The 21,014-nt window shown below is 66.7% G+C and carries 23 protein-coding genes and 1 tRNA gene; 15 read left to right on the top strand and 9 right to left on the bottom strand.

Going from position 1 to position 21,014, the window contains the following annotated elements; genetic code table 11:
• Window positions 1-145 precede the first annotated feature (145 nt).
• A complete protein-coding gene (locus QF046_RS16975) occupies window positions 146-1,120 on the top strand; it encodes a thioredoxin domain-containing protein (RefSeq protein WP_307372071.1) in 975 nt (324 codons plus the stop codon).
• A 75-nt stretch (window positions 1,121-1,195) separates the two neighbouring features.
• Window positions 1,196-1,268, top strand: a tRNA-Thr gene (locus QF046_RS16980).
• Here QF046_RS16980 and QF046_RS16985 read toward each other — a convergent pair.
• Window positions 1,268-1,819 (bottom strand): nitroreductase family protein, encoded by a 552-nt coding sequence (locus QF046_RS16985; RefSeq protein WP_307372072.1) that lies wholly within the window; start codon window positions 1,817-1,819, stop codon window positions 1,268-1,270. The genes QF046_RS16980 and QF046_RS16985 overlap by 1 nt on opposite strands.
• Complete coding sequence (msrB, locus tag QF046_RS16990; protein ID WP_307372075.1) at window positions 1,816-2,220, bottom strand: peptide-methionine (R)-S-oxide reductase MsrB; 405 nt, start codon at window positions 2,218-2,220, stop codon at window positions 1,816-1,818. Before msrB ends, QF046_RS16985 begins: the two co-directional genes overlap by 4 nt.
• Before the next feature lie 52 nt (window positions 2,221-2,272).
• On the opposite strand from msrB, the gene QF046_RS16995 reads away from it, so the two are divergent.
• The 4 genes from QF046_RS16995 (at window position 2,273) to groL (ending at window position 5,943) form a co-directional block, all read left to right on the top strand.
• The gene (locus tag QF046_RS16995) at window positions 2,273-3,265 is read left to right on the top strand and encodes a DUF2332 domain-containing protein (RefSeq protein ID WP_307372078.1); all 993 of its coding nucleotides are present in this window, start codon (window positions 2,273-2,275) and stop codon (window positions 3,263-3,265) included.
• 9 nt (window positions 3,266-3,274) lie between these two features.
• Window positions 3,275-3,532 carry a DUF3263 domain-containing protein gene (locus QF046_RS17000; protein WP_307372079.1) on the top strand — a complete coding sequence of 86 codons (258 nt, stop codon included), beginning with the start codon at window positions 3,275-3,277 and terminating at the stop codon, window positions 3,530-3,532.
• Window positions 3,533-3,609: 77 nt separating this feature from the next.
• On the top strand, window positions 3,610-4,197 hold the full coding sequence (locus QF046_RS17005; protein ID WP_307372083.1) for a LytR C-terminal domain-containing protein: 588 nt from the start codon (window positions 3,610-3,612) through the stop codon (window positions 4,195-4,197).
• Between the two features lie 129 nt (window positions 4,198-4,326).
• On the top strand, window positions 4,327-5,943 hold the full coding sequence (gene groL / locus QF046_RS17010) for a chaperonin GroEL (protein ID WP_307372085.1): 1,617 nt from the start codon (window positions 4,327-4,329) through the stop codon (window positions 5,941-5,943).
• 139 nt (window positions 5,944-6,082) lie between these two features.
• On the opposite strand, the gene QF046_RS17015 is transcribed toward groL, so the two are convergent.
• The 4 genes from QF046_RS17015 to QF046_RS17030 form a co-directional block, all read right to left on the bottom strand.
• Window positions 6,083-6,370: a WXG100 family type VII secretion target gene (locus QF046_RS17015; protein ID WP_307372087.1), complete on the bottom strand. Its 288-nt coding sequence runs from the start codon at window positions 6,368-6,370 to the stop codon at window positions 6,083-6,085.
• Between the two features lie 115 nt (window positions 6,371-6,485).
• Window positions 6,486-8,201, bottom strand: a complete 1,716-nt coding sequence (locus QF046_RS17020) for a cell wall metabolism sensor histidine kinase WalK (RefSeq protein ID WP_307372090.1) — start codon at window positions 8,199-8,201, stop codon at window positions 6,486-6,488.
• A gap of 14 nt (window positions 8,202-8,215) precedes the next feature.
• Window positions 8,216-8,908: a response regulator transcription factor gene (locus QF046_RS17025; RefSeq protein WP_307372092.1), complete on the bottom strand. Its 693-nt coding sequence runs from the start codon at window positions 8,906-8,908 to the stop codon at window positions 8,216-8,218.
• Between the two features lie 58 nt (window positions 8,909-8,966).
• Window positions 8,967-9,503: a TetR/AcrR family transcriptional regulator gene (locus tag QF046_RS17030; protein ID WP_307372094.1), complete on the bottom strand. Its 537-nt coding sequence runs from the start codon at window positions 9,501-9,503 to the stop codon at window positions 8,967-8,969.
• A 103-nt stretch (window positions 9,504-9,606) separates the two neighbouring features.
• Here QF046_RS17030 and QF046_RS17035 point away from each other — a divergent pair, with 103 nt between their 5' ends.
• From QF046_RS17035 to QF046_RS17075, 9 genes are all read left to right on the top strand, one after another.
• Window positions 9,607-10,506 (top strand): alpha/beta fold hydrolase, encoded by a 900-nt coding sequence (locus QF046_RS17035; protein ID WP_307372096.1) that lies wholly within the window; start codon window positions 9,607-9,609, stop codon window positions 10,504-10,506.
• Between the two features lie 36 nt (window positions 10,507-10,542).
• Window positions 10,543-10,692, top strand: a complete 150-nt coding sequence (locus QF046_RS17040; RefSeq protein WP_307372098.1) for a hypothetical protein — start codon at window positions 10,543-10,545, stop codon at window positions 10,690-10,692.
• 99 nt (window positions 10,693-10,791) lie between these two features.
• Window positions 10,792-11,685, top strand: a complete 894-nt coding sequence (locus QF046_RS17045) for a LysR substrate-binding domain-containing protein (protein ID WP_307372100.1) — start codon at window positions 10,792-10,794, stop codon at window positions 11,683-11,685.
• A gap of 129 nt (window positions 11,686-11,814) precedes the next feature.
• The gene (kdgD, locus tag QF046_RS17050; RefSeq protein ID WP_307372892.1) at window positions 11,815-12,729 is read left to right on the top strand and encodes a 5-dehydro-4-deoxyglucarate dehydratase; all 915 of its coding nucleotides are present in this window, start codon (window positions 11,815-11,817) and stop codon (window positions 12,727-12,729) included.
• A gap of 98 nt (window positions 12,730-12,827) precedes the next feature.
• Complete coding sequence (locus tag QF046_RS17055) at window positions 12,828-13,607, top strand: amino acid ABC transporter ATP-binding protein (protein ID WP_307372103.1); 780 nt, start codon at window positions 12,828-12,830, stop codon at window positions 13,605-13,607.
• A gap of 46 nt (window positions 13,608-13,653) precedes the next feature.
• Entirely contained in the window at window positions 13,654-14,550 is an 897-nt protein-coding gene (locus QF046_RS17060; protein ID WP_307372106.1) for a glutamate ABC transporter substrate-binding protein, read from the top strand.
• An 84-nt stretch (window positions 14,551-14,634) separates the two neighbouring features.
• A complete protein-coding gene (locus QF046_RS17065; protein WP_307372109.1) occupies window positions 14,635-15,279 on the top strand; it encodes an amino acid ABC transporter permease in 645 nt (214 codons plus the stop codon).
• Window positions 15,276-16,124 carry an ABC transporter permease subunit gene (locus QF046_RS17070; RefSeq protein ID WP_307372111.1) on the top strand — a complete coding sequence of 283 codons (849 nt, stop codon included), beginning with the start codon at window positions 15,276-15,278 and terminating at the stop codon, window positions 16,122-16,124. The genes QF046_RS17065 and QF046_RS17070 overlap by 4 nt, the downstream gene beginning before the upstream one ends.
• Window positions 16,117-17,370: a pyridoxal phosphate-dependent aminotransferase gene (locus tag QF046_RS17075; RefSeq protein ID WP_307372113.1), complete on the top strand. Its 1,254-nt coding sequence runs from the start codon at window positions 16,117-16,119 to the stop codon at window positions 17,368-17,370. Before QF046_RS17070 ends, QF046_RS17075 begins: the two co-directional genes overlap by 8 nt.
• On the opposite strand, the gene QF046_RS17080 is transcribed toward QF046_RS17075, so the two are convergent.
• From QF046_RS17080 to QF046_RS17090, 3 genes are all read right to left on the bottom strand, one after another.
• Window positions 17,331-18,974, bottom strand: coding sequence for a DNA repair helicase XPB (locus QF046_RS17080; RefSeq protein ID WP_307372116.1), 1,644 nt, complete (start codon window positions 18,972-18,974; stop codon window positions 17,331-17,333). The genes QF046_RS17075 and QF046_RS17080 overlap by 40 nt on opposite strands.
• Before the next feature lie 64 nt (window positions 18,975-19,038).
• Window positions 19,039-20,724 carry a helicase-associated domain-containing protein gene (locus QF046_RS17085; RefSeq protein WP_307372117.1) on the bottom strand — a complete coding sequence of 562 codons (1,686 nt, stop codon included), beginning with the start codon at window positions 20,722-20,724 and terminating at the stop codon, window positions 19,039-19,041.
• A gap of 4 nt (window positions 20,725-20,728) precedes the next feature.
• Window positions 20,729-21,004, bottom strand: a complete 276-nt coding sequence (locus tag QF046_RS17090) for a multidrug ABC transporter ATPase (protein WP_307372120.1) — start codon at window positions 21,002-21,004, stop codon at window positions 20,729-20,731.
• Window positions 21,005-21,014 lie beyond the last annotated feature (10 nt).

Consider the following 21,014-nt stretch of genomic DNA (forward strand, 5'->3'; position numbering starts at 1 on the left):
ACCGTGACCCTTCTTCGGGTCGTGATCAGTATTGCATGACCTGGGGCGTCTGGGTATTTCCCAGACTGTCTCGTTAACATCGAGATCGTGCCGCTTCCCTTGCGGCCGTGGGATCACCCATCCCAACCGATCTTCAAGAGGAACGATGTCGAGCGACGAAACGCCGAACGTCCCTGCCGCTCGCAATACGCGTGACGCGGTGCGGGAGAAAGCACAGCTTGTGCACGCCCAGCAGTCGCGCGCCCGCATCATGCGACGAGTCATCATCGGACTCGTCGCGGCTGTGGCCGTCGGCTCCATCGGCACCGCTGTCGCTCTCGCGGTCAGCTCCTCGATCTCCGAGCCCGCCCTCAACCCGAGTGGCATGACGCACGACGGAGTCACGGTCAGCGAGGTGTCGCCCGCTTCCGGTGCGGCCGGAACAGATGCCACGCCCACGCCGCAGCCCAGCGACGCGGCGGCGAGCCCCGCGCCTACGCCGAAGACCACGGAGCCGGCCGCGGAGCCGACCGAGATCCACATCTACGTCGACTACCTCTCAGCGGGCGCCTCGGAGTTCGAGAAGGCCAATGCGCGCCAGCTCGCGGGATGGATCAAGGAGGGGGCGGTCACCGTCACCTACCACCCGGTCGCGCTGCTGACGGCGAGCTCGAACGGCACGAAGTACTCGCTGCGCGCGGCATCCGCAGCCGCCTGCGTGGTGACGTACTCGCCGGAGCAGTTCTTCGACTTCAACCACGAGCTCCTCACCGACCAGCCGAAGATCGACAGCGACGGACGCTCCGACGTGCAGCTCGCGGATCTGGCCGTCGCTGTCGGCGTGCAGGATGCCAAGAAGGTGCGCTCCTGCATCGAGGACCAGGACTTCGTCACCTGGGCGAAGGATGCCACCGCACGCGCTCTGGAGGGGCCGCTGCCCGGCTCCAAGGACCTCAAGCTCAGCAATGAGGCGCTCATCGTCGTCGGCGGCGAGGCGTACGTGGGGGCGCTCAATGATCCGGCGGAGTTCTCTCAGTTCGTGCTGACGACGGCGAGCGACGAGTACTACGGCAAGGTCGAGCCCACTCCGACGCCCACGCCTCCGGCCAAGCCGACTCCGACGGAGACCCCGGCCTCCTGACCGTGCGCGAGCGGCCGCTGCGCGAGCGGCCGGTGCACGAGCGGTGGACGCCGCTCGGTATGCTTGTCTGCGTTCGCCGACTTAGCTCAGCTGGTAGAGCACCTGTCTTGTAAACAGGATGTCACGGGTTCGAATCCCGTAGTCGGCTCAGTTCTTCGACGTGCGCTTCGGCATCCGGGTGAGCAGGGCGTCGGCATCCACCGGCTTGCGTCGTCCGGCGTCCTTGCCCTCGGGCCGGCCGCCGACGTAGAGCCAGCCGAGCAGCTCCTCATGCTTCGTCAGGCCGTGCGCCTTCGCGACGGCCTTGGTGCGGGTGTACCCGCCGGTGCGCCATATGACGCCCCAGCCGGCCTCGTCCAACAGCAGGCTCAGAGTGTGGGCGACCCCGGACGCCACGGCTTCCTGCTCCCAGTGCGGCACCTTCTCGCTCTTGCGGTACGAGGCTACGACGGCGATCAGCAGTGAAGCACGCAGCGGCTTGGTGGACGGTTCCCGATCACCGTTCGCCTTCGCGATCGCGGCGCCCAGGGCGACGCGGTCGTCGCCCCGCAGCTCGATGAGTCGCCAGGGGCGCAGAGACGAGTGATCGGCGACCCGACCCGCCGCCTCGATGAGCGGCAGCAGCTGCTCGCGCGTCGGGGCGTCCTCGGTGACCTTCGACCAGGAGGTGCGGCGCAGGACCGCCTCGAGGGCCGTCACGACTCGTCGGGGCTGAAGGACAGCGCCAGCGAGTTCATGCAGTAGCGGTCGCCGGTGGGCGTGCCGAATCCGTCGGGGAACACATGGCCCAGGTGCGAGCCGCATGCGGCGCAGCGAACCTCGGTGCGCTGCATGCCCAGGGTGTTGTCCTCGATCAGCTGCACGGCCTCGGGACGCACCGACTCGTAGAAGCTCGGCCATCCGCATCCGGACTCGAACTTCGTCCCGCTGCGGAACAGTTCGGCCTGACAGGCGCCGCATCGGTACAGGCCGTCGCGCTGCTCGTCGAGCAGTTCGCCCGTCCAGGCGCGCTCGGTGGCCGCTGTGCGGAGCACGGCGTACTGCTCGTCGCCGAGCTCTTCGCGCCACTGGTCCTCGGTCTTGTTCACGGTGTACGACATGACTCCATTGTCTCGCGTTCGGACGCGGTCCGGGCCAGCCAGAATGGAGGACATGACGGATGCCGTGCGCGAGCGCTTCGACCTGTTCGCGAGAGACGAGGCGCCGGGGCGCAGCGACGTGTACGCCGAGTGGGCCGCCGGCATCGCCGCGGACGCAGAAGCGCAGGCTGTTCTGGCGAGGATCAGCCCGCAGCATCGACAGCCGCCGCTGATGTTCGCCGTCACCCGGCTGCTCGGCTCCGGCGACGGCGGCTACGCCGGATGGCGATCGTTCCTGCTGTCGCATGCCGAGGAGGTCGTCGCCGAGTGCGAGCGCCGGATGGTGCAGACGAACGAGCCGCTCCGCCTCGCCGCTCTCCTGCCTGTGCTCGGTCTGATCGACGGACCGGTCGCTCTGCTCGAGCTCGGAGCGTCAGCGGGTCTCTGCCTGTATCCCGACCGGTACTCGTATCGCTTCACTGCAGCGGACGGCACGGAGCGGCTGCGCATCGACCCGGCGGACGGACCCTCGCAGGTGGTTCTGACGAGCATCGTGCGCGGGGCTCTTCCCGTCATCCGGATGCCGGAGATCGTCTGGCGCGCCGGAGTCGACCTCGCCCCTGTCGACATCCGCGAACCGGACGACCGGACCTGGATGCGATCGTTGATCTGGCCGGGGGAGACCGAACGCGCCGAGCGCATCGCCGGGGCCGTCGCGATCGCGCAGGCGGATCCGCCGCTGCTGCTCGCGGGGGATGCTGAAGCGCGCCTCGACGATCTGCTGGCGTCCGCACCCGCGGGTGCGACGCCGGTCGTCATGACACCCGGGATGCTCGTGTATTTGCCGCGTGCGCAGCGCGCCTCGCTGATCGATCGCATCCGGGCCAGCGGTGCGCGCTGGGTGACGATCGACGCCCCCGGCCTGCACGACGGCTGGCACCCGCCGGTCGATCCCGGGAGCTTCGACGGATTCGCGGTGGCGCTGGACGGAAGGGTGCTGTCGGATGCCGATCCGCTCGGGCGGCAGTGGGAGTGGCGCACGGGCGGTGCGGCGGGAGACGGCTAGCCTGAGGCCATGCTGGGTGATCTCTCCGAGCGCGACCGCGCGATCCTGACGCTGGAGGCTGCGTGGCCGCGGCACGGCGGCATGAAGGAGGAGACCATCCGCGCGCAGCTGGGCATGAGTCCGGCGCGCTACTACCAGCTGCTGGGGCGCCTGATCGACACCGAGGAGGCGCTGGACTTCGATCCGCTCCTGATCCGCCGGCTGCGTCGATTGCGCGATGCGCGAGGACGACAGCGCACGACGCGCATGCGCGGATTCGTCGGCTGAGGGCGGCGACCTCCGGCCGGCTCGGAAGCAGTGCCGCTCCGGGCGCATTCCCGGAATGCGCCCGATAGCATCGAGGGGTGTCAAAGTCCCCCCATGACAGATTCGACGACGTTCCCCGCCACTCCGGCCGGGTGGGTGCGCATCGCGCAGAGCAGCCCGGGATCAATGGTCCTGTGACGCTGCTGTGGTCTGCGGCAGTCGCGCTCGTGCTCATCGTCATCGGCATCTTCGTCTCACTGGTGCTGATGGGGCGCATCCAGCTCTTCGCCTCGGGTGAGCCGGCACCGCAGCAGACTCAGGGCGTGGTCGCCGAGATCGACACCACGTATCGGGTGCTCATCCTGAACGCCACCCCGCAGGCCGGTGTGGTCGCGTCCGTGCGCAAGGAGCTCATCGCCGAAGGCTGGGCGGCGGATGCCGTGTTCGGCAGCGACGGCTCGACCTCGGAGTTCCCCGACACCACGGTCTTCTACGTCGAGAAGGCGGACGAGGCCGCGGCTCTGGGCGTCGCCGAGGTGCTGGGCGGGGTGAAGGTCGAGCAGAGCGATCACTACGCATCGATGAACGACAGCGAGCTGCCGCAGCTCACGGTCGTGATCGGTCTGGACCACCTGGGCGCGAAGAGCCCCTCGCCGGGCGAGGTGCCGGAGACGCCGGCGGGCTGATCCGCGCTGGGCGAACGCCCCCTCCGGACGGCTTGCACTCTCATGGGTCGAGTGCCAGACTGGTATTAGCACTCGATCACTCTGAGTGCTAATACCCCATCGCCTACGTCCGGGAGGGACGAAAGACTCATGGCAAAAATCATCGCTTTCGATGAGGAGGCCCGTCGTGGCCTCGAGCGCGGCCTGAACATCCTGGCCGACGCAGTCAAGGTGACCCTCGGCCCGCGCGGCCGCAACGTCGTCCTCGAGAAGAAGTGGGGCGCCCCCACGATCACGAACGACGGTGTGTCGATCGCCAAGGAGATCGAGCTCGACGACCCGTACGAGAAGATCGGTGCGGAGCTCGTCAAGGAGGTCGCCAAGAAGACCGACGACGTCGCCGGCGACGGAACCACCACCGCGACCGTCCTCGCTCAGGCACTGGTCCGCGAGGGTCTGCGCAACGTCGCAGCCGGCGCCGACCCGATCTCGCTCAAGCGCGGCATCGAGAAGGCCGTCGCGGCCATCACCGCCGACCTGCTCGCCAGCGCGAAGGAGATCGACTCCAAGGAGCAGATCGCCGCGACCGCGTCCATCTCCGCCGCTGACCCCGAGATCGGCCAGCTCATCGCCGAGGCGATCGACAAGGTCGGCAAGGAGGGTGTCGTCACCGTCGAGGAGTCGCAGACCTTCGGCACCGAGCTCGAGCTCACCGAGGGCATGCGCTTCGACAAGGGCTACCTGAACCCGTACTTCGTCACGGACCCGGACCGCCAGGAGGCTGTCTTCGAGGACCCGTACATCCTCATCGCCAACCAGAAGATCGGCAACATCAAGGACCTGCTGCCGATCGTCGACAAGGTGATCCAGGACGGCAAGGAACTGGTCATCATCGCCGAGGACGTCGAGGGCGAGGCTCTCGCGACGCTCGTGCTGAACAAGATCCGCGGCATCTTCAAGTCGGCTGCCGTCAAGGCTCCCGGCTTCGGCGACCGTCGCAAGGCGCAGCTGCAGGACATCGCGATCCTCACCGGTGGTCAGGTCATCACCGAAGAGGTCGGACTCAAGCTCGAGAACACCACGCTCGACCTGCTGGGCCGTGCACGCAAGGTCATCATCACCAAGGATGAGACCACCATCGTCGAGGGCGCCGGAGAGGCATCCGCGATCGAGGGTCGCGTCACCCAGATCCGTCGCGAGATCGAGAACACCGACAGCGACTACGACCGCGAGAAGCTGCAGGAGCGCCTCGCCAAGCTCGCCGGCGGCGTGGCCGTCATCAAGGCGGGCGCGGCCACCGAGGTCGAGCTCAAGGAGCGCAAGCACCGCATCGAGGACGCCGTCCGCAACGCGAAGGCTGCCGTCGAGGAGGGCATCGTCCCCGGTGGTGGCGTCGCGCTCATCCAGTCGGCACGGGCCCTTGACGGTCTCGCCCTCGTGGGTGACGAGGCGACGGGCGTGAACATCGTCCGCGTCGCACTCGAGGCTCCGCTGAAGCAGATCGCCCTCAACGCGGGCCTCGAGCCCGGTGTGGTTGCACACAAGGTCTCCGAGCTGCCTTCGGGTCACGGCCTGAATGCCGCCACGGGCGAGTACGGTGACATGTTCGCACAGGGCATCATCGACCCGGCCAAGGTCACCCGATCGGCGCTGCAGAACGCAGCATCGATCGCAGCCCTGTTCCTCACCACTGAGGTCGTCGTGGCCGACAAGCCCGAGAAGGCTCCGGCTCCGATGGGCGACCCGTCGGGCGGCATGGACTTCTGATCTGACGATCTGAGGTCAGCCTCTTCTGACAGAACGCCCCCTGCTCCCGCAGGGGGCGTTCTGCATGTCCGGGGTGCTCTTCGTGCGACGTGGCGACGTGGCGACGTGGCGCCGTGCCGACGTGGCGCCGTGCCGACGGTCAGCGGAACAGGCTCGCGGAGTACTGATCGGCATCCGCATACTGGCTCGCAGCCGAGCCCAGTGCGCCGCTGATGGAGGCCAGCACCTGCTCGACGTGCATCTGCGCGCCGCGCCACTGCTCGCTGCACTGCTGGAATGCGACGGATGCCGACCCGGTCCAGGATGACTGCAGCTGCGTCAGCTGCGCCATCAGCGCGGTGGACTCGCTCTGCAGCCGCTCCATGGTGGCTCGGGCGGCGCCGTTCGCGGCGAGGACCGCATCGGTGTCGACGGTGAAGACGGACATGAGATCTCCTCTCGTTGGGCTTCCGACACTAGAAGCCCGAGGAGGAAGCGGATGCGGCGATCACCGGCATCCGTGCACAACTCGTCGACGACGGCGATTGTGGAGGAGGAGTGGATCAGAGATCCAGCCGGTCCAGCGGCTGCGTCTCCTCCAGCAGGTGCGCGGGTGTCGCCTGTGCGGGGGCCAGCGGCAGCGACACGATGAAGGTCGCCCCGCCTCCCGGCGTCTCATCCACGCGCACCGAGCCGTGCAGCGACTCCACGATCGACGCGACGATCGCCAGGCCCAGGCCGGAGCCGCCTGTCTCCCGGGCGCGGGACGTGTCGGCGCGCCAGAAGCGCTCGAAGATGTGCTCGCGGATCTGCGGCGGGATGCCCTCGCCGTGATCGACGATGGCGATGGTGCCGACTCCGCGGTGCCGGTCCGCGCCGACGACGATCTCGATGGCGCCGTCCGCGGGCGAGAACCGTCGGGCGTTGCCGAGCAGATTGGTGACCACCTGGCGCACCTTGTTCTCCTCGCCGAGCACGATCGGAGGTGTGCGCACCGGGGCATCCGTCGCCTCGGTGAAGTCGATGGACATGACGGTCGGGGGGAGCGGCTTCGGGCGTCGACGCAGTCTTCCGAGCGGGCCAGCCGCGCGGGCGGCCGCAGGCGGTGCTGCGGGAGGGGCGATCGGGGGAGCCTGCGGGCGGCGCAGCGGCTCGGCATCCTGCGCCGTGGTGTCGATCACCGTGATGGTTCGACCGGGCGATGCCGCGCGCAGATCGAGGGCCGCGTCGCGGGCCACCGGTCGCAGGTCGATCGAGGTGATCTGCAGCTCGCGCTCGCGCTCCTCGTCGAGGCGGGCCAGCGCGAGCAGATCCTCGACGAGCACGCCCATCCGGATCGCCTCCTTCTCGATGCGCTCCATCGCCCTGGCGGTGTCTTCGTCGCCGCTGATCGCACCCATCCGGTAGAGCTCGGCGTAGCCGCGCACGCTCACCAGAGGAGTGCGCAGCTCATGGCTGGCGTCGCCGATGAAGCGACGCATGTTCTGCACGGTGCGGTCGCGCTGTGCGAGCGATCGATCCACGCGGTCGAGCATCGTGTTGATCGCGGTGTTGAGCCGCCCGACCTCGGTGGTCGGCTCCAGGTCGGTCAGACGCTGACTGATGTCTCCTGCGGCGATCGCCATGGCGGTGGACTCGACCAGGCTGAGCCGGCGGAAGGTCAGGGTCACCAGGCCGCGGATCAGCAGCGCCGCCAGCAGGATCGTCACCAGCGCGACCGCGGTGTACACGGCGATGTAGGTTCCGACGATACGGTCGGCCTCCTCCAGCGGCAGGGCCACGACCTGCACGTACAGCAGGCTCTGCGAGGTCTGCGCCGGCTGCGGCGACACCGAGGCATGGAACTCCAGGCCTCCCGGCCCGTTCAGCGGGATGACCTGGTCCTCCTTGGCCTTCGCCTGCAGCAGCGTAAAGGTCTCGGGGAAGTCGGGGCGCCGTTCTGCGGACTGTCCGCCCGCCTCGGCGAGCAGAGTGCCATCCGCACGGTAGAACGCCACCACGAAATCCGTGGACCGCGGGGCGTCGGCCGCGGGCTGGAAGACCAGCTCGCCGTCGCCGTTCGTCGAGACGTCGAAGAATCGCTCCGCCTGTCCGGTCGTCGCCAGCGCCGGCAGTTGGGAGTCGATGTTGTTGATCATGGCGCCGCGCAGGATGGGCACTGTGCCGATCCCCGCCATCACGAGACCGAGCGCGAGCACGGCGACGGTCACTCCCGTGACCTTCGCACGCAGGCTGATCCGCCGCCACCACAGGGTGACGGAGTCGGATCCGTTCGCCACGACCGGTCTCGCGCTCAGGCCGACTTGCCGACCTTCAGCATGTAGCCGAAGCCGCGCTTGGTCTGAATGAGCGACTCCTCGGTGTGCGGGTCGATCTTGCGGCGCAGATAGGAGATGTAGCTCTCCACGATCCCGGCGTCGCCGTTGAAGTCGTACTCCCAGACGTGGTCGAGGATCTGCGCCTTCGACAGCACGCGGTTCGGGTTGAGCATGAGGTACTTCAGCAGCTTGAACTCGGTCGGGCTCAGTTCGATGGGCGCCTTGCCGACGAACACGTCGTGCGTGTCCTGATCCATGGAGAGTTCTCCGGCACGGATCAGTGACTCCTCGTCGGTCTGCATCGTGCGTCGCAGGATCGCCTGCGCGCGGGCGACGATCTCGTCCAGTGCGAAGGGCTTGGTGACGTAGTCGTCGCCGCCGGCGTTGAGTCCCTCGATCTTGTCCTGCGTGTCGTCCTTCGCCGTGAGGAAGAGGATCGGCGCCGTGAAGCCCGCGCCGCGCAGGCGCTTGGTCACGCTGAACCCGTTCATGTCGGGGAGCATGACGTCGAGGATGATGAGGTCCGGCTCCTCTTCGAGGACGGCCGAGATGGTCGCCGCGCCATTGGCGACGGTCTTCACCTTGAATCCGGCGAAGCTGAGACCCCGGGAGAGCAGGTCGCGGATGTTCGGCTCGTCGTCGACGACCAGGATGCGCGCATCAGTCATGTCCCCATTATGGTGACCCGAGCCATGCCGTGGCTGATTGTCTGTCGGAGCGCCGGTTTCAGAGTGCGAGTGCCGAATGGACGGCTCGGGCGATGACAGGAGTGATCGGGGCCTCCGAATCGACCGTGAGGCGGTGCAGCAGAAGCCCGTCGGCGGTTGCCATCAGGAACGAGGTCTGGGCTTCAGCGGGCACTCCGCCGAGTTCGCGCAGGATGCCGCGCACCCACGCCTCCATCCCCAGGCGCTGTTCCCGCAGCGGCTTCGCGGTGGCGGCATCCGCCTCCAGGAACAATGCGTAGCGCGCCCGGGTGCGGGGTGCCAGCGGGCCGGACTGCACCTGGATCATCTGCGTGAGTGCGGCGATCAGGTCGTCGGGAGAGTGGATCTCCGGGATACCTGCATCCGTGCGCTCGCTCTGCGCGATCCAGGTGATCACCCCGCTGATCAGTGCCGCGCGTGTGCGGAAGTGATTGGAGGTCGAGCCCGCCGGAAGCGAGGCCGCGGCATCCACGCGGGCGTGCGTGAGCGCCCGCACGCCCGCGGTCCCCACCAGGGTCACGGCGGCGTCGAGGGCGCGCTGACGGATGCTGCTCACGGTTTGAGCTTAGGCAACTACGTTCCTAGTGACAATCAACTATGAACGTAGTAACGTGTGTGCAGGTGATCTGCGGATGATCGCCGGATGAGGAGCTCGGAACATGGACGGATCAGCCGCCTCACGCGTTCCCGTGCAGGGGGCATGGGCTCCGCCGCTGCCCGAGGCGGCGGGCTTCGAGCATTCCGTGGTGAGCACCCCGGGATTGCGCACGCACGTGGCCACGATCGGCGCTGGGGAGCCGGTCGTGATGCTGCACGGGTTTCCGCAGCACTGGTGGGAGTGGCGCGAGGTGGCGCCGCGCATCGCCGAGGCCGGGTTCCGGGTCATCTGCCCGGATCTGAGGGGAAGCGGATGGACGGATGCCGCGGAGCCCGGCTTCACGAGGAAGGCGATGCTGGGTGATGTCGTCGCGCTGCTGGACGAGCTGGGGATCTCGAGCGCGCACATCATCAGCCACGACCTGGGGGCCGTGGTCGCGGGACAGCTCGCCTACCTCCATCCGGAGCGGGTGCGCTCGTCGGTGCAGTTCGCGGTCCCGCCGGGGTTCATGGCCTTCAGTACGAGACTGCTGCCGGCCTTCGCGCACATGCCGCGGCTGCTGATGCACCGGGCCGGCAGCGGCCTGCAGTGGCTGTTCGGCGATCACTACGCGGCGAAGCCGTTCACGGCCGAGACGATCGACGCCTACCTGCGCGTGCAGAGGCGGCCTGGTGCGGGGGACTCGGTGCGCGCGTTGTATCGGGGGATGATCATCCCCGAGTCGATGCGACTGGCATCGGGGCACTATCGGCGCCAGCACCTGACGCCACCGACGCTCGCGGTCTTCGGGAGGCTCGACGGACCGTTCACCGAGGACACCGTGCGCGCGATCTGTCGCGGATCGGAGCGGTTCGCCGACCGCTTCGAGCTGGCCTTCATCGAGGGTGCGGCGCACTTCGTCGTCGACGACGCTCCGGATGCGGTGGCCGACATCGCCCTGAACTGGATCCGGCAGAGCTGAGGACGCGGCGACACTGCCAGGGGTAGCATCCCGACCATGGACGAGTACGAGGGCGGCGACAGCGCCTGCTGGCTCGCGAACGTCTGTCCCGAGTGCGGTGCCCTCCTCGACGATCTCGCGGCGCCCTGCTGGCGCTGCGGGCTGAAGCCGGATGCTGGCACCTCATCGGGCTCGACGACCTCATAGACTGCCCACCGGTCAGTGGTCATGTCATTCTAGAACCCGGGCGATGTTCGGTGATGCAATTAGGGTATTGATGATTGCATCGACGTCCCGGGAGGGTCCGTGTTCACCTTCGATCAGCTCAAAAGCTTCGTCGTGGTTGCCGAGGAACTGCACTTCGGTCGCGCGGCCGAGCGTTTGAATATGACTCAACCGCCGCTGAGCAGGCAGATCCAGAAGCTCGAAGCCGAGCTGGACTTCGCGCTCTTCGATCGCTCCAAACGGGCGGTCAGACTGACGCAGGCCGGGCGTGCTTTCCACGGTGAGGCGCAGAAGATATTGAGCATCGCGCAGGCGTCGCGCAGCATGGCCAAGCGCATCTCCGAAGGTGTCGCGGGCGAGATCAAGATCGGGATAACAGCCACGGGCATCTTGGAACTGCTCGGCGAGTTCCTGTCAAGGCTCGATGAGCATTCACCGCACCTGACCGTCGACATCCACGAGATGGTGTCGCAAGGCCAGATCGCGGCGGTGATGCGCGGCGCGATCGACATCGGCTTCGTTCGAGACGTCCCGCCCTCGGCAGAACTGGAGTCGCTTCTGGTCAGGCAGGAGGCGCTGATCGTCGCGATCAGCAGCAGGCACCGACTCGGAGTCACGAGTCGGCCGGTCAAGGTGGCCGAACTCGAGGGAGAGCGGATTCTCACGTACTCGCCGGATGAGTCCCGCTATTTCCGAGTGCTTGTCGACACGATACTGGCGACCATCCCGACCGTGCCCAGTCAGGAGATCACCCAGGTGCACAGCATGCTGGCGCTCGTCGCGGCGAACAAGGGCATCGCGCTGGTGCCCCAGTCGGCTGCCAAGCTGCGGATGTCGGGGATCGTGTTCAGATCGATCGCCGAGCATCCGGATCCGAAGGTCAAGCTGCGCGCAGTCTGGCGGTCCGACAACTCGAACCCGGTGTTCCGTACGGCCCGCGCGGTGCTGGAGGAGTTCAGTTCATCGTTGGAATGATGCACTGAAAGTATTAGTCAATACAAAAGAGCAGTTGTTCAGGTATGCCTGCCTGCCTACGGTTGAGGCAACCGCCGAGCAGTTCACCTGCCTCGTCGGCGAAGCCATCTGAACAAAGGAATGTCGACTGTGAACGCTTATAGCCCGCAAGACCTCGCCATCAAGGTCGGCAGCGGACTTCTCTCCTTCCCCGTTACGGCCTTCGCAGCAGACCTCAGCTTCGACGAGGCGCGCTATCGAGAGCACCTCGCGTACATGAGCAGCTATGACGTCGCTGGCCTCTTCGCGGCCGGCGGTACCGGCGAGTTCTTCTCCCTCAGCAACTCCGAGATCTCCGCGGTCGTCGCAGCCGCCGTGCAAGAGGTGGACGGAAAGCTGCCGGTGCTGGCTCCGGCCGGCGGATCTATGGCCAATGCCATCGAGCAGGCAGGCATTGCAGAGACGGCCGGCGCCGCCGGCATCCTGCTGTTTCCGCCGTACCTCACTGAGGCGTCGCAGGACGGCCTCGCCGCTTACATCGAGGCGGTCTGCCGTGCCACGTCGCTCGGCGTCATCGTGTACAGCCGCGCCAACATGGCTCTCGATGCCGACACGGTCGCCCGTGTGGCCGACCGGAACCCGAACCTGATCGGCTTCAAGGATGGCGTCGGCAGCCTCGACCAGATGACCAAGATCTACACGAAGCTCGGCGATCGCCTGATCTACATCGGGGGCCTTCCGACTGCTGAGACATACGCTCTGCCGTATCTGGAGCTGGGCGTGACGACATATTCATCCGCCATGTTCAACTTCGTGCCCGAGTTCGCGCTTCGCTTCTATGCGGCGGTGCGAGCCAAGGATCACGAGTTCGTCTTCGCGGGACTTCGCGACTTCGTCCTTCCGTATCTGGAGATCCGCGACCGCAAGAAGGGCTACGCCGTGTCGATCGTCAAGGCGGGCCTGAACGTGACGGGGCGCACGATCGGAAGTGTCCGTGCTCCTCTCACCGACCTCACGGCTGAAGAGAACGAGATGCTCCGCACGCTGATCAGTCGGGTCCAGTGATCCCAGCCCACGCGCGTTGACACGCGCACCGGGACGGCGCAACATCGTTCGCCGTCCCGGCGCGCATTCGCCGAACAACCCACGAGCAGGAGAACGCCATGGAGATCAACAACACAGTCTCGATACCGTCGGTGCCCTCCGGCGACGCGCTGGTGATCCTCAAGCAGGTGAACAAGTTCTATGGTGACAACCACGTATTGCGCGATATCAACACGGTGGTGAACCGAGGAGAGATCGTCGCCCTGATCGGCCCGTCCGGGGCGGGCAAGTCGACCCTGTGCCGTGCCATAAACCGACTCGAGACGATCACCTCCGGCGAGATCTACATCGACGGTGTCGCGCTGCCCGAGGAGGGCCGCGAGCTGGCCGCGCTGCGAGCTGACGTCGGCATGGTGTTCCAGTCGTTCAACCTCTTCGCCCACAAGACGGTCCTCGAGAACGTCTCCCTCGGGCCGATCCTGGTCCGCAAGGCGAAGAAGGCGGAGGCCGAACGACTGGCCATGGAGAAGCTCGAGCGGGTGGGAGTCGCCAACCAGGCGCACAAGCTCCCCGCGCAGCTCTCGGGAGGCCAGCAGCAGCGCGTCGCGATCGCTCGCGCGCTGGCGATGAACCCGAAGGTCATGCTCTTCGATGAGCCGACGAGCGCTCTGGATCCGGAGATGGTCAGTGAGGTTCTCGACGTCATGCTCGACCTGGCTAAGACGGGGATGACGATGGTCGTCGTGACCCACGAGATGGGGTTCGCTCGCGAGGCCGCCGACCGGATCGTCTTCATGGCCGACGGCCAGGTGGTGGAAGAGGCAACCCCCGCCGACTTCTTCGCCAGCCCTAAGACAACTCGAGCCAGAGACTTCCTGCAGAAGATCCTGGCCCGCTAGCTTTCATCACCCAAGGCACAACGTCACCACTACAACGAGGAGAAGCATGTCGCAGAAGAAGATCAGTCTGTCAGTCGTCGGTCTCGCGGCGCTGGGCCTGGTGCTCAGCGCCTGTTCGACCGCCGTCCCCGGCGCGGAGTCGGACACGAAGCCGGCTGACGCCGTCGAGTTCCCCGTCTCGTCCAGCGTCGAGCTGGAAGGCAGCCCCACGTTCGAAGCCATGCAGGAGCGTGGAAAGATCATTCTCGGCGTGAAGGAAGATCAGCCCGGCTTCGGCATGCGCGATGCCGCCACGGGTGAGCGCTCAGGCTTCGACATTGATCTGGCTCGTTGGATCGCCGCGGAGCTCGGGTTCGGCGAGGACCGCATCGAGTACGTCACCATCCCCAGTCAGAGTCGTGAGCAATCGCTGACCAACGGCGATGCCGACCTGATCATCGGGATGTACACGATCTCAGAAAAGCGCAAGGAGCTCGTCGGCTTCGCCGGTCCTTACATGACCAACGGCCAGAGCCTTCTGGTGCGTGCAGACAACACCGATATCAAGGGGGAGGACGACATGGCCGGGCACAAGGTGTGCTCGATCACGGGTTCGACGCCCATTCAGTACGTCAAGCAGAACCACCCCGACGTCGAAACCGTCGAATTCGACAACATGGCGCAGTGCGTGGACGCGCTGACCAGCAGCCAGGTCGACGCGGTCACCACGGATGAGGCGCTGCTCATCGGCTACACCACGCTCGCACCGGACCAGCTCAAAGTGGTCGGGAAGCCTTTCACCCATGAAGGCTTCGGCATCGGAGTCTCCAAGACCGACGACGCGCTGCGCAAGTTCGTCAACGGGCTGCTCACCGAAGATTCAGATGTACTGCAGAAGATCTACGACGGCAACCTGGGCTCATCCGGTGTCGCGTTCCAAGCTGCAGAGGTCGACAACTACTAAGAGTCGCCTCGAGCAGATCGGGGAGAGTGCCGTGAACGGCTCTCTCCCCGATCCCACCTGAAGCGCACAGATAGGAAAGCAGCCATGCAGGTTCTCACAGACAACCTCGACCTGTTCGTCCTGGGATTCACGAACACCGGGATCATGTTCGTGATCTCTGCCGTGTTCGCTCTCCTTCTCGGAAGCGTCATCGGCATCCTGCGCATCTCACCGTCCGCTCCCATGAGAGCCGTAGGCACGGTGTATGTGAACACCCTGCGCAACACGCCTCTGGCTCTGCTCATGATGTTCTTCGCGCTCGGCTATCCGAAGCTCGGTCTGCCAGCACTGGACTACTTCACTCTGGCCACCGTCGCGCTCGTTCTCTATACCGCGAGTTACGTCGCGGAGGTGTTCCGCTCAGGCGTCAATTCGATCGACAAAGGGCAGACTGAAGCAGCCCGCGCCATCGGCCTCAGCTTCGGTCAGGTCATGTGGGTGGTGCTGCTTCCTCAGGCGTTCCGCAACGTCGTGCCACCACTCATGAGCGTCTTCATCGCGGCGCTGAAGAACACCACGGTCGCCAGCGGCTTCTCGGTCATGCAGGCCGGTGCCATCTCGGCCAACATGTCCGAGCGCGGCGAGAACCTGCTCGTGACACTGCTCTGGGTCGCACTGTTCTTCTTCATCCTCGTCATGGGACTGGCTGCACTGCAACGCAAGTTCGAACGAAAGTGGGCGCAATCGTGAGCTACGCCACTCAGGAGCTCTTCGACGTTCCAGGACCCAAGGCTCGCCGTCGAAGCAATATCGCAGGCTTCATCACGGTCGCCATCGTCGTGCTGATCGTTGCGTTCATCGTCTACCAGCTCTATCGTTCGGGTCAGTTAGACGCCAGGAAATGGCAGACCTTCACCTTTCCGATGGTTCAGCAGGAGATTCTGAGAACCACCATGTCGACGATGAACGCATTCATCGTCGGGGCGCTGCTCGCGCTCGGGCTGGGTGTGCTGCTCCTGTTGGGACGGCTATCACCTGTCAGATGGGTCACGGTCGCTTTCAGCTGGGTGACCGAGACGTTTCGGGCCATTCCGCTGCTCATCCTGATGATGCTGCTCTACTACGGCCTGCCGGTCATCGGCGCCACCTTCGTCACACCGTTCGTCGCGGTGGTCGGCGGCCTGATGATCTACAACGGATCCGTCTTCGCGGAGATCTTCCGGGCGGGTATCCAGAGCCTGCCGAGCGGCCAGAGCGAGGCCGGATACGCCATCGGCCTCACCCGTGGGCAGGTGCTGAGGGTGATTCTGGCGCCGCAGGCGATCCGGAACATGCTGCCCACGATCATCTCGCAGCTGGTCGTCGCGCTGAAGGACACCGCGCTCGGCTTCATGGTGACCTATCCCGAGCTGCTGTATCTGGCCAAGTTCTACGGAACGCAGTTCCAATACGGCAGCCCCATCATCCCGGCCGCCATCGTCATGGGATCGATCTACATCGCACTGTGTCTGCTGATGTCGTTCATCGCGGTGAGGGTGGAGAAGTGGTCGAGTTCCGACAGCAAGCGCACAAAGGAGATCCCGCAGTATGAGTGAGCTCACCGTTTCCCGGCTTCTCGCATCCGTAACGGAGTCCGCACCGCAGGCCATCGACGCACTGGCGAAGAAGTACCGCGGTGAGGGACGTCCGGTCATCGCGTTCGGCGCCGGCGAGCCGGACTTCGACACCCCCGCATTCATCACCGAGGCTGCGAAGGCTGCCATCGATGACCCACACAATCACCACTACAGTGGCCCATCCGGTCTGCCGGAGCTTCGCGAGGCGGTCGCGGAGTACACCACTGCGTACGCGGGCAGTGTATTCACCGCCAACGAGGTCGCTATCGCCAATGGTGGCAAACAGGCGATCTACAACGCGCTGTCGGCCATCCTGAACCCTGGAGACGAGGTCTTGCTCCCCGCGCCGTACTGGACAAGCTATCCAGAGCAGGTGAAGCTCGCAGGCGGGATCACGGTGCCGGTGTCAACAGATGTCGACAGCGAGTACAAGACCACGGTCGCCGATCTGGAGCATGCGCGAACGAACCGCACCACCGCTCTGATCTTCACCTCGCCGTCGAATCCGACCGGCGCGGTGTACAGCGAAGACGAGATACGACGGATCGGCGAGTGGGCGGCCGAACATCGGATCTGGGTGATCTCGGACGAGATCTACCACGACTTCGTCTACGAGGAGTCGCGATTCGTGTCAATCTCGCGGTTCCTGCCGCGGGAACAGCTCATCATCGTCAACGGGCTGGCGAAGAGCCACGTGCTGACGGGATGGCGGCTAGGCTGGATCGTCTCTACTGCGTCCGTCATCGATGCGGTCAAGAACTTCCAGTCGCACACAACCGGGAACGTCTCCAACATCTCGCAACGCGCAGCACTGGCGGCCATCCGGCACGGACAGGACTTTCCCGAGCAGATGCGCAACGTGTTCGACCGGCGTCGGCGCATCGCCTACGAGCTGATCAGGACGTTCGACAAGGTTCGTGTGTCGAATCCACGGGGCGCGTTCTACGTGTTCCCCGATGTTCGCGCTCTCCTCGACGGGACACTGCGACACGGTGGCGAACCGGTCACGACCAGTCTGCAGCTTTCACGCCTGCTTCTCGAGGAGATCGATGTCGCGGTCGTGCCAGGCGAGGCGTTCGGCGCGCCCGGTCACCTTCGCTTCTCGTATGCGCTCGACGATGCCGCGCTGGTGGAGGGGTTGGAACGCATCCGCGACTTTCTCGCAGCCCGCTCGCATCCTGCGGGCTACGCCGCAGTGAGCTCGTCGGCGTCGAGGATCGTGTAGCTGTAACCCTGCTCGGCGAGGAAGCGCTGCCGGTTCTGCGCGTAGTCCTGGTCGATCGTGTCGCGGGCGATCAGCGTGTAGAAGCTGGCGGTGTGATTCGACTGCTTCGGCCGCAGCAGTCGGCCCAGACGCTGAGCCTCCTCCTGGCGGGAGCCGAAGGACCCGGAGACCTGGATCGCGACGGACGCCTCGGGCAGGTCGACGGAGAAGTTCGCGACCTTCGAGACGACGAGCAGCGAGATCTCGCCCTCGCGGAACTGCCGGTACAGCTCCTCGCGCTCGTCGACCGGCGTGGCGCCGGTGATCTGCGGGGCGTTCAGGGCCTCGGACAGCACCTGGAGCTGGTCGAGGTACTGTCCGATCACGAGGATGCGCTCATCGGGATGCTTGTCGATCAGCTCCCGCACGGCCTCGATCTTCGCAGGGGCGGATGCCGCGAGCCGGTAGCGCTCGTCATCGCTGGCCGCCGCGTACTCCAGACGGTCGCCCGGCGGCAGATCCACGCGCACCTCGAAGCAGGCGGCAGGGGAGATGAAGCCCTGCGCCTCGATCTGCTTCCAGGGGGCGTCGAACCTCTTCGGGCCGATCAGGCTGAACACGTCGCCCTCACGGCCGTCCTCGCGGACCAGGGTGGCGGTCAGTCCGATGCGACGCCGGGCCTGCAGGTCGGCGGTGAGCTTGAACACCGGGGCGGGCAGCAGATGCACCTCGTCGTAGACGATGAGGCCCCAGTCCAGGGCATCCAGCAGTGCGAGGTGCGCGTACTCGCCCTTCCGCTTCGCCGTGAGGATCTGGTAGGTGGCGATCGTGACGGGCTTGACCTCCTTGGCCTGCCCGGAGTACTCGCCGATCTCCTCGGCCGTCAGCGATGTGCGCCGGATCAGCTCATCGCGCCACTGCCGAGCAGAGACGGTGTTGGTCACCAGGATCAGCGTGGTCGTTCCGGTGGCGGCCATCGCGCCGGCGCCGACGATCGTCTTGCCGGCGCCGCAGGGGAGCACGACGACTCCCGATCCCTCGCGGGCGAACGCGTCGACGGCTTCGTGCTGGTACGGGCGCATCGCCCAGCCATCCTCGGCGAGGGCGATCTCGTGCGGGGTTCCCGGGGTGTAGCCGGCGAGATCCTCCGCCGGCCAGCCGATCTTCAGCAGCTCCTGCTTGATCTGTCCGCGCGCCCACGCGTCGATCGCATAGGTGTCGGGGTTGGGATGGCCGATGAGCAGCGGCTGGATGCGCTTGTTGCCGGCGACCTGGGTCAGCACCGCCGGGTCGCTGGAGCGCAGCATCAGCACGCCCTCATCATCGCGCTCGATCACCAGACGCCCATAACGGTTCACGGTCTCTCGCAGGTCCACGGCCACCGAGGGCGGCACGGGGAAGCGCGACCAGCGCTCGAGGGTCTCGAGCATGTCATCGGCGGTGTGCCCGGCCGCGCGCGCGTTCCACAGACCGAGACGGGTGATGCGGTAGGTGTGGATGTGCTCCGGTGCTCGCTCGAGCTCGGCGAAGATCGCCAGCTCATGCCGCGCGGACTCCGCGTCGGCGTGCGCGACCTCCAGAAGCACGGTGCGGTCGCTTTGGACGATCAGAGGGCCATCAGACATAGCTGACCAGTCTACCGGCCGCGCGTCCCGGAGGGCGTGGCGGCGCACCATCGCGGGGAAGCGCTCAGCTCTCCAGCACGCGGACCGAACGGATGCTGCGCACCGGAAGGGTGCGTTCGACATCGGCGGCGCGGTCCCGACCTCTCAGCCGGCCGCCGCCCATGCCGGAGGCCTCCAGCGTCAGCTCGCGGCTGGATCCGTCGGGCATCGCGACCTCGACGAGCACCACGGCGCGGGCGCGCACGGCGGTCTCGAGCTCGCGATCCAGCCATGCGGCATCCGCGTCCGGGCCCTGCCTGGACCGCAGACGCGCGATGAGGGCGGCGTGCGAGGTCGAGACGGGGTGCGGCTCGGGCGCCAGGCGCCTGCGTCGGGCCGAGACCGTCGCGCCGTCGCGGTCCACGAGCGTCGCCGGGTATCGAGCATCCGTCAGCGCCCAGGCCACCGTCTCGGCGCTGACGCGCGAGGCCAGCTGCGCGCCCTGGCGCACCAGGCCCATCGGTCGAAGGTTCCGATCGACCTCGATCGCCTCGAGGAGGTTCTCATCGGCACTGGACACGGAGGTCCCGCCCGTGGCGTCAGGTCCGACGCGAACGAGTCCGTGTCGCGCCGCGGTCTGGGCGACGAGATATTCGAGCGGCTGAGGCACTCCGGTCAGCGACACCTCGTGCAGGAACGCCAGGATGCCGGACTCGGTCTCGCCGTCGACGAGTGCGCGGGAGATCGACTCCGCGGTGAACCGGTATGACGACGCCTGGGCCGCGGACTCATGCTCGCTCATCGCGCGCAGCCGATTGTCCAGAGCGGGCTGCAGCGGGCCGGGCGCGATCGCGGTCAGGTCGTTCTGCAGGAAGATGCGGTCGACCTCGGTCGGCAGCAGCGACTCCAGTGCGGAGGTGTCCACCGGTTCCCCGCGGCGCAATGGCGTGGCCCACCGCGGCTCGGTGTCGTCGTCGGCGCGCAGTCCGAGCAGCCGGGCGAGTGCGACGAGGTTCTGCGCCCGTGCCGGCCACGACGTGCTCCAGGGGAATGCGTCGTGCCATTCGGCGACCGGTACCCAGCCCGCATTCGACCGGATGCCGTCAGGCAGCGCATCGCGGAACGAATCGGCCACGTGCGCCCAGCGCACCGCGAACGGATCGGCGAGCCAGTCCTCCGCCCGTGCCGCGACGCGCAGCTCGCGGTCCACGGCGCGTGCCAGGCCCGAGATCTCGGCGATCTCGCGCAGCTGGTCGGGGTCACTGGTGGTGGACAGTCGCCGTCGCTCGCCGGCGCTCAGCGCCCCGGTCGCGACCAGAGCGAGGGGCGTCGAGCGTGCGGCCAGCAGTAGATCCGCCAGGTCGCCGATCGTGGTGAAAGCGCGCTCGGCGCACCGTGCGGACGCCGCCTCGGAGGACGGGGACTCCTCGACGGCGGATGCCTCGGAGATCGCGGGCCGCGACGTCACCAGGTCGGCCACCGGGGGAAGCACGCGTCCGTCGCCATCGACGAACCCTCGCGACGCAAGTGCGGTCAGGGCGTCGGCATCCGCGTTGCCCTGTACGGCATCGCGCAGGTGCTGGGCTTCGGTGCGCGTCAGCGCGGCGAGTCCGCGTTCGATGGACCCGGATTCCAGCAGCGCCTCCGCCGCATCGAAGAAGTCTTCCCAGTCGGCATCCGTCCGCACGGAGCGGGCACGCAGCAGCTCTTCGAGCTGCGCATCGCTCGCCGCGGCGAGTCGATCGGCCAGCGGGCGTGCGTGAGTGCTCATCGGATCAGCGGCGCTTGTCCGCGCGTCCCTTGCGGACGAAGGTCAGGATCAGCAGGGTGATGATCATGATGAATGCCAGCGGCAGCCCGAACAGCGGCAGTCCCGCGAGGAAGGGCCACACTCCGGTGCCGAAGGCCTTCTGATCCATGCCGGTGGCGGTTCCGATGATGATCGCGAAGAAGCTGAGGATCGAGAGCGCGGCCAGCGTCAGCGCCGCGTAGGCGAGGAAGCGGTCGAGTCGACCCGTGGACGGCTCCGGGCCGTCATCATGCGTGCTCATCGTCCCCAGC

The sequence above is a fragment of the Microbacterium sp. W4I4 genome (assembly GCF_030816235.1).
GTDB lineage: Bacteria > Actinomycetota > Actinomycetes > Actinomycetales > Microbacteriaceae > Microbacterium.

Excerpts from the sequence above, each read along its gene's own strand:
- QF046_RS17065 (WP_307372109.1), top strand. The coding sequence starts at position 14,635 with ATGCAGGTTCTCACAGACAACCTCGACCTGTTCGTCCTGGGATTCACG.
- QF046_RS17085 (WP_307372117.1), bottom strand. The coding sequence starts at position 20,724 with ATGAGCACTCACGCACGCCCGCTGGCCGATCGACTCGCCGCGGCGAGC.
- QF046_RS16975 (WP_307372071.1), top strand. The coding sequence starts at position 146 with ATGTCGAGCGACGAAACGCCGAACGTCCCTGCCGCTCGCAATACGCGT.
- groL (WP_307372085.1), top strand. The coding sequence starts at position 4,327 with ATGGCAAAAATCATCGCTTTCGATGAGGAGGCCCGTCGTGGCCTCGAG.
- QF046_RS17025 (WP_307372092.1), bottom strand. The coding sequence starts at position 8,908 with ATGACTGATGCGCGCATCCTGGTCGTCGACGACGAGCCGAACATCCGC.
- QF046_RS17000 (WP_307372079.1), top strand. The coding sequence starts at position 3,275 with ATGCTGGGTGATCTCTCCGAGCGCGACCGCGCGATCCTGACGCTGGAG.
- QF046_RS17055 (WP_307372103.1), top strand. The coding sequence starts at position 12,828 with ATGGAGATCAACAACACAGTCTCGATACCGTCGGTGCCCTCCGGCGAC.
- QF046_RS16995 (WP_307372078.1), top strand. The coding sequence starts at position 2,273 with ATGACGGATGCCGTGCGCGAGCGCTTCGACCTGTTCGCGAGAGACGAG.
- QF046_RS17040 (WP_307372098.1), top strand. The coding sequence starts at position 10,543 with ATGGACGAGTACGAGGGCGGCGACAGCGCCTGCTGGCTCGCGAACGTC.
- QF046_RS17090 (WP_307372120.1), bottom strand. The coding sequence starts at position 21,004 with ATGAGCACGCATGATGACGGCCCGGAGCCGTCCACGGGTCGACTCGAC.
- msrB (WP_307372075.1), bottom strand. The coding sequence starts at position 2,220 with ATGTCGTACACCGTGAACAAGACCGAGGACCAGTGGCGCGAAGAGCTC.
- QF046_RS17060 (WP_307372106.1), top strand. The coding sequence starts at position 13,654 with ATGTCGCAGAAGAAGATCAGTCTGTCAGTCGTCGGTCTCGCGGCGCTG.
- QF046_RS17015 (WP_307372087.1), bottom strand. The coding sequence starts at position 6,370 with ATGTCCGTCTTCACCGTCGACACCGATGCGGTCCTCGCCGCGAACGGC.
- QF046_RS17080 (WP_307372116.1), bottom strand. The coding sequence starts at position 18,974 with ATGTCTGATGGCCCTCTGATCGTCCAAAGCGACCGCACCGTGCTTCTG.
- QF046_RS17035 (WP_307372096.1), top strand. The coding sequence starts at position 9,607 with ATGGACGGATCAGCCGCCTCACGCGTTCCCGTGCAGGGGGCATGGGCT.
- QF046_RS17075 (WP_307372113.1), top strand. The coding sequence starts at position 16,117 with ATGAGTGAGCTCACCGTTTCCCGGCTTCTCGCATCCGTAACGGAGTCC.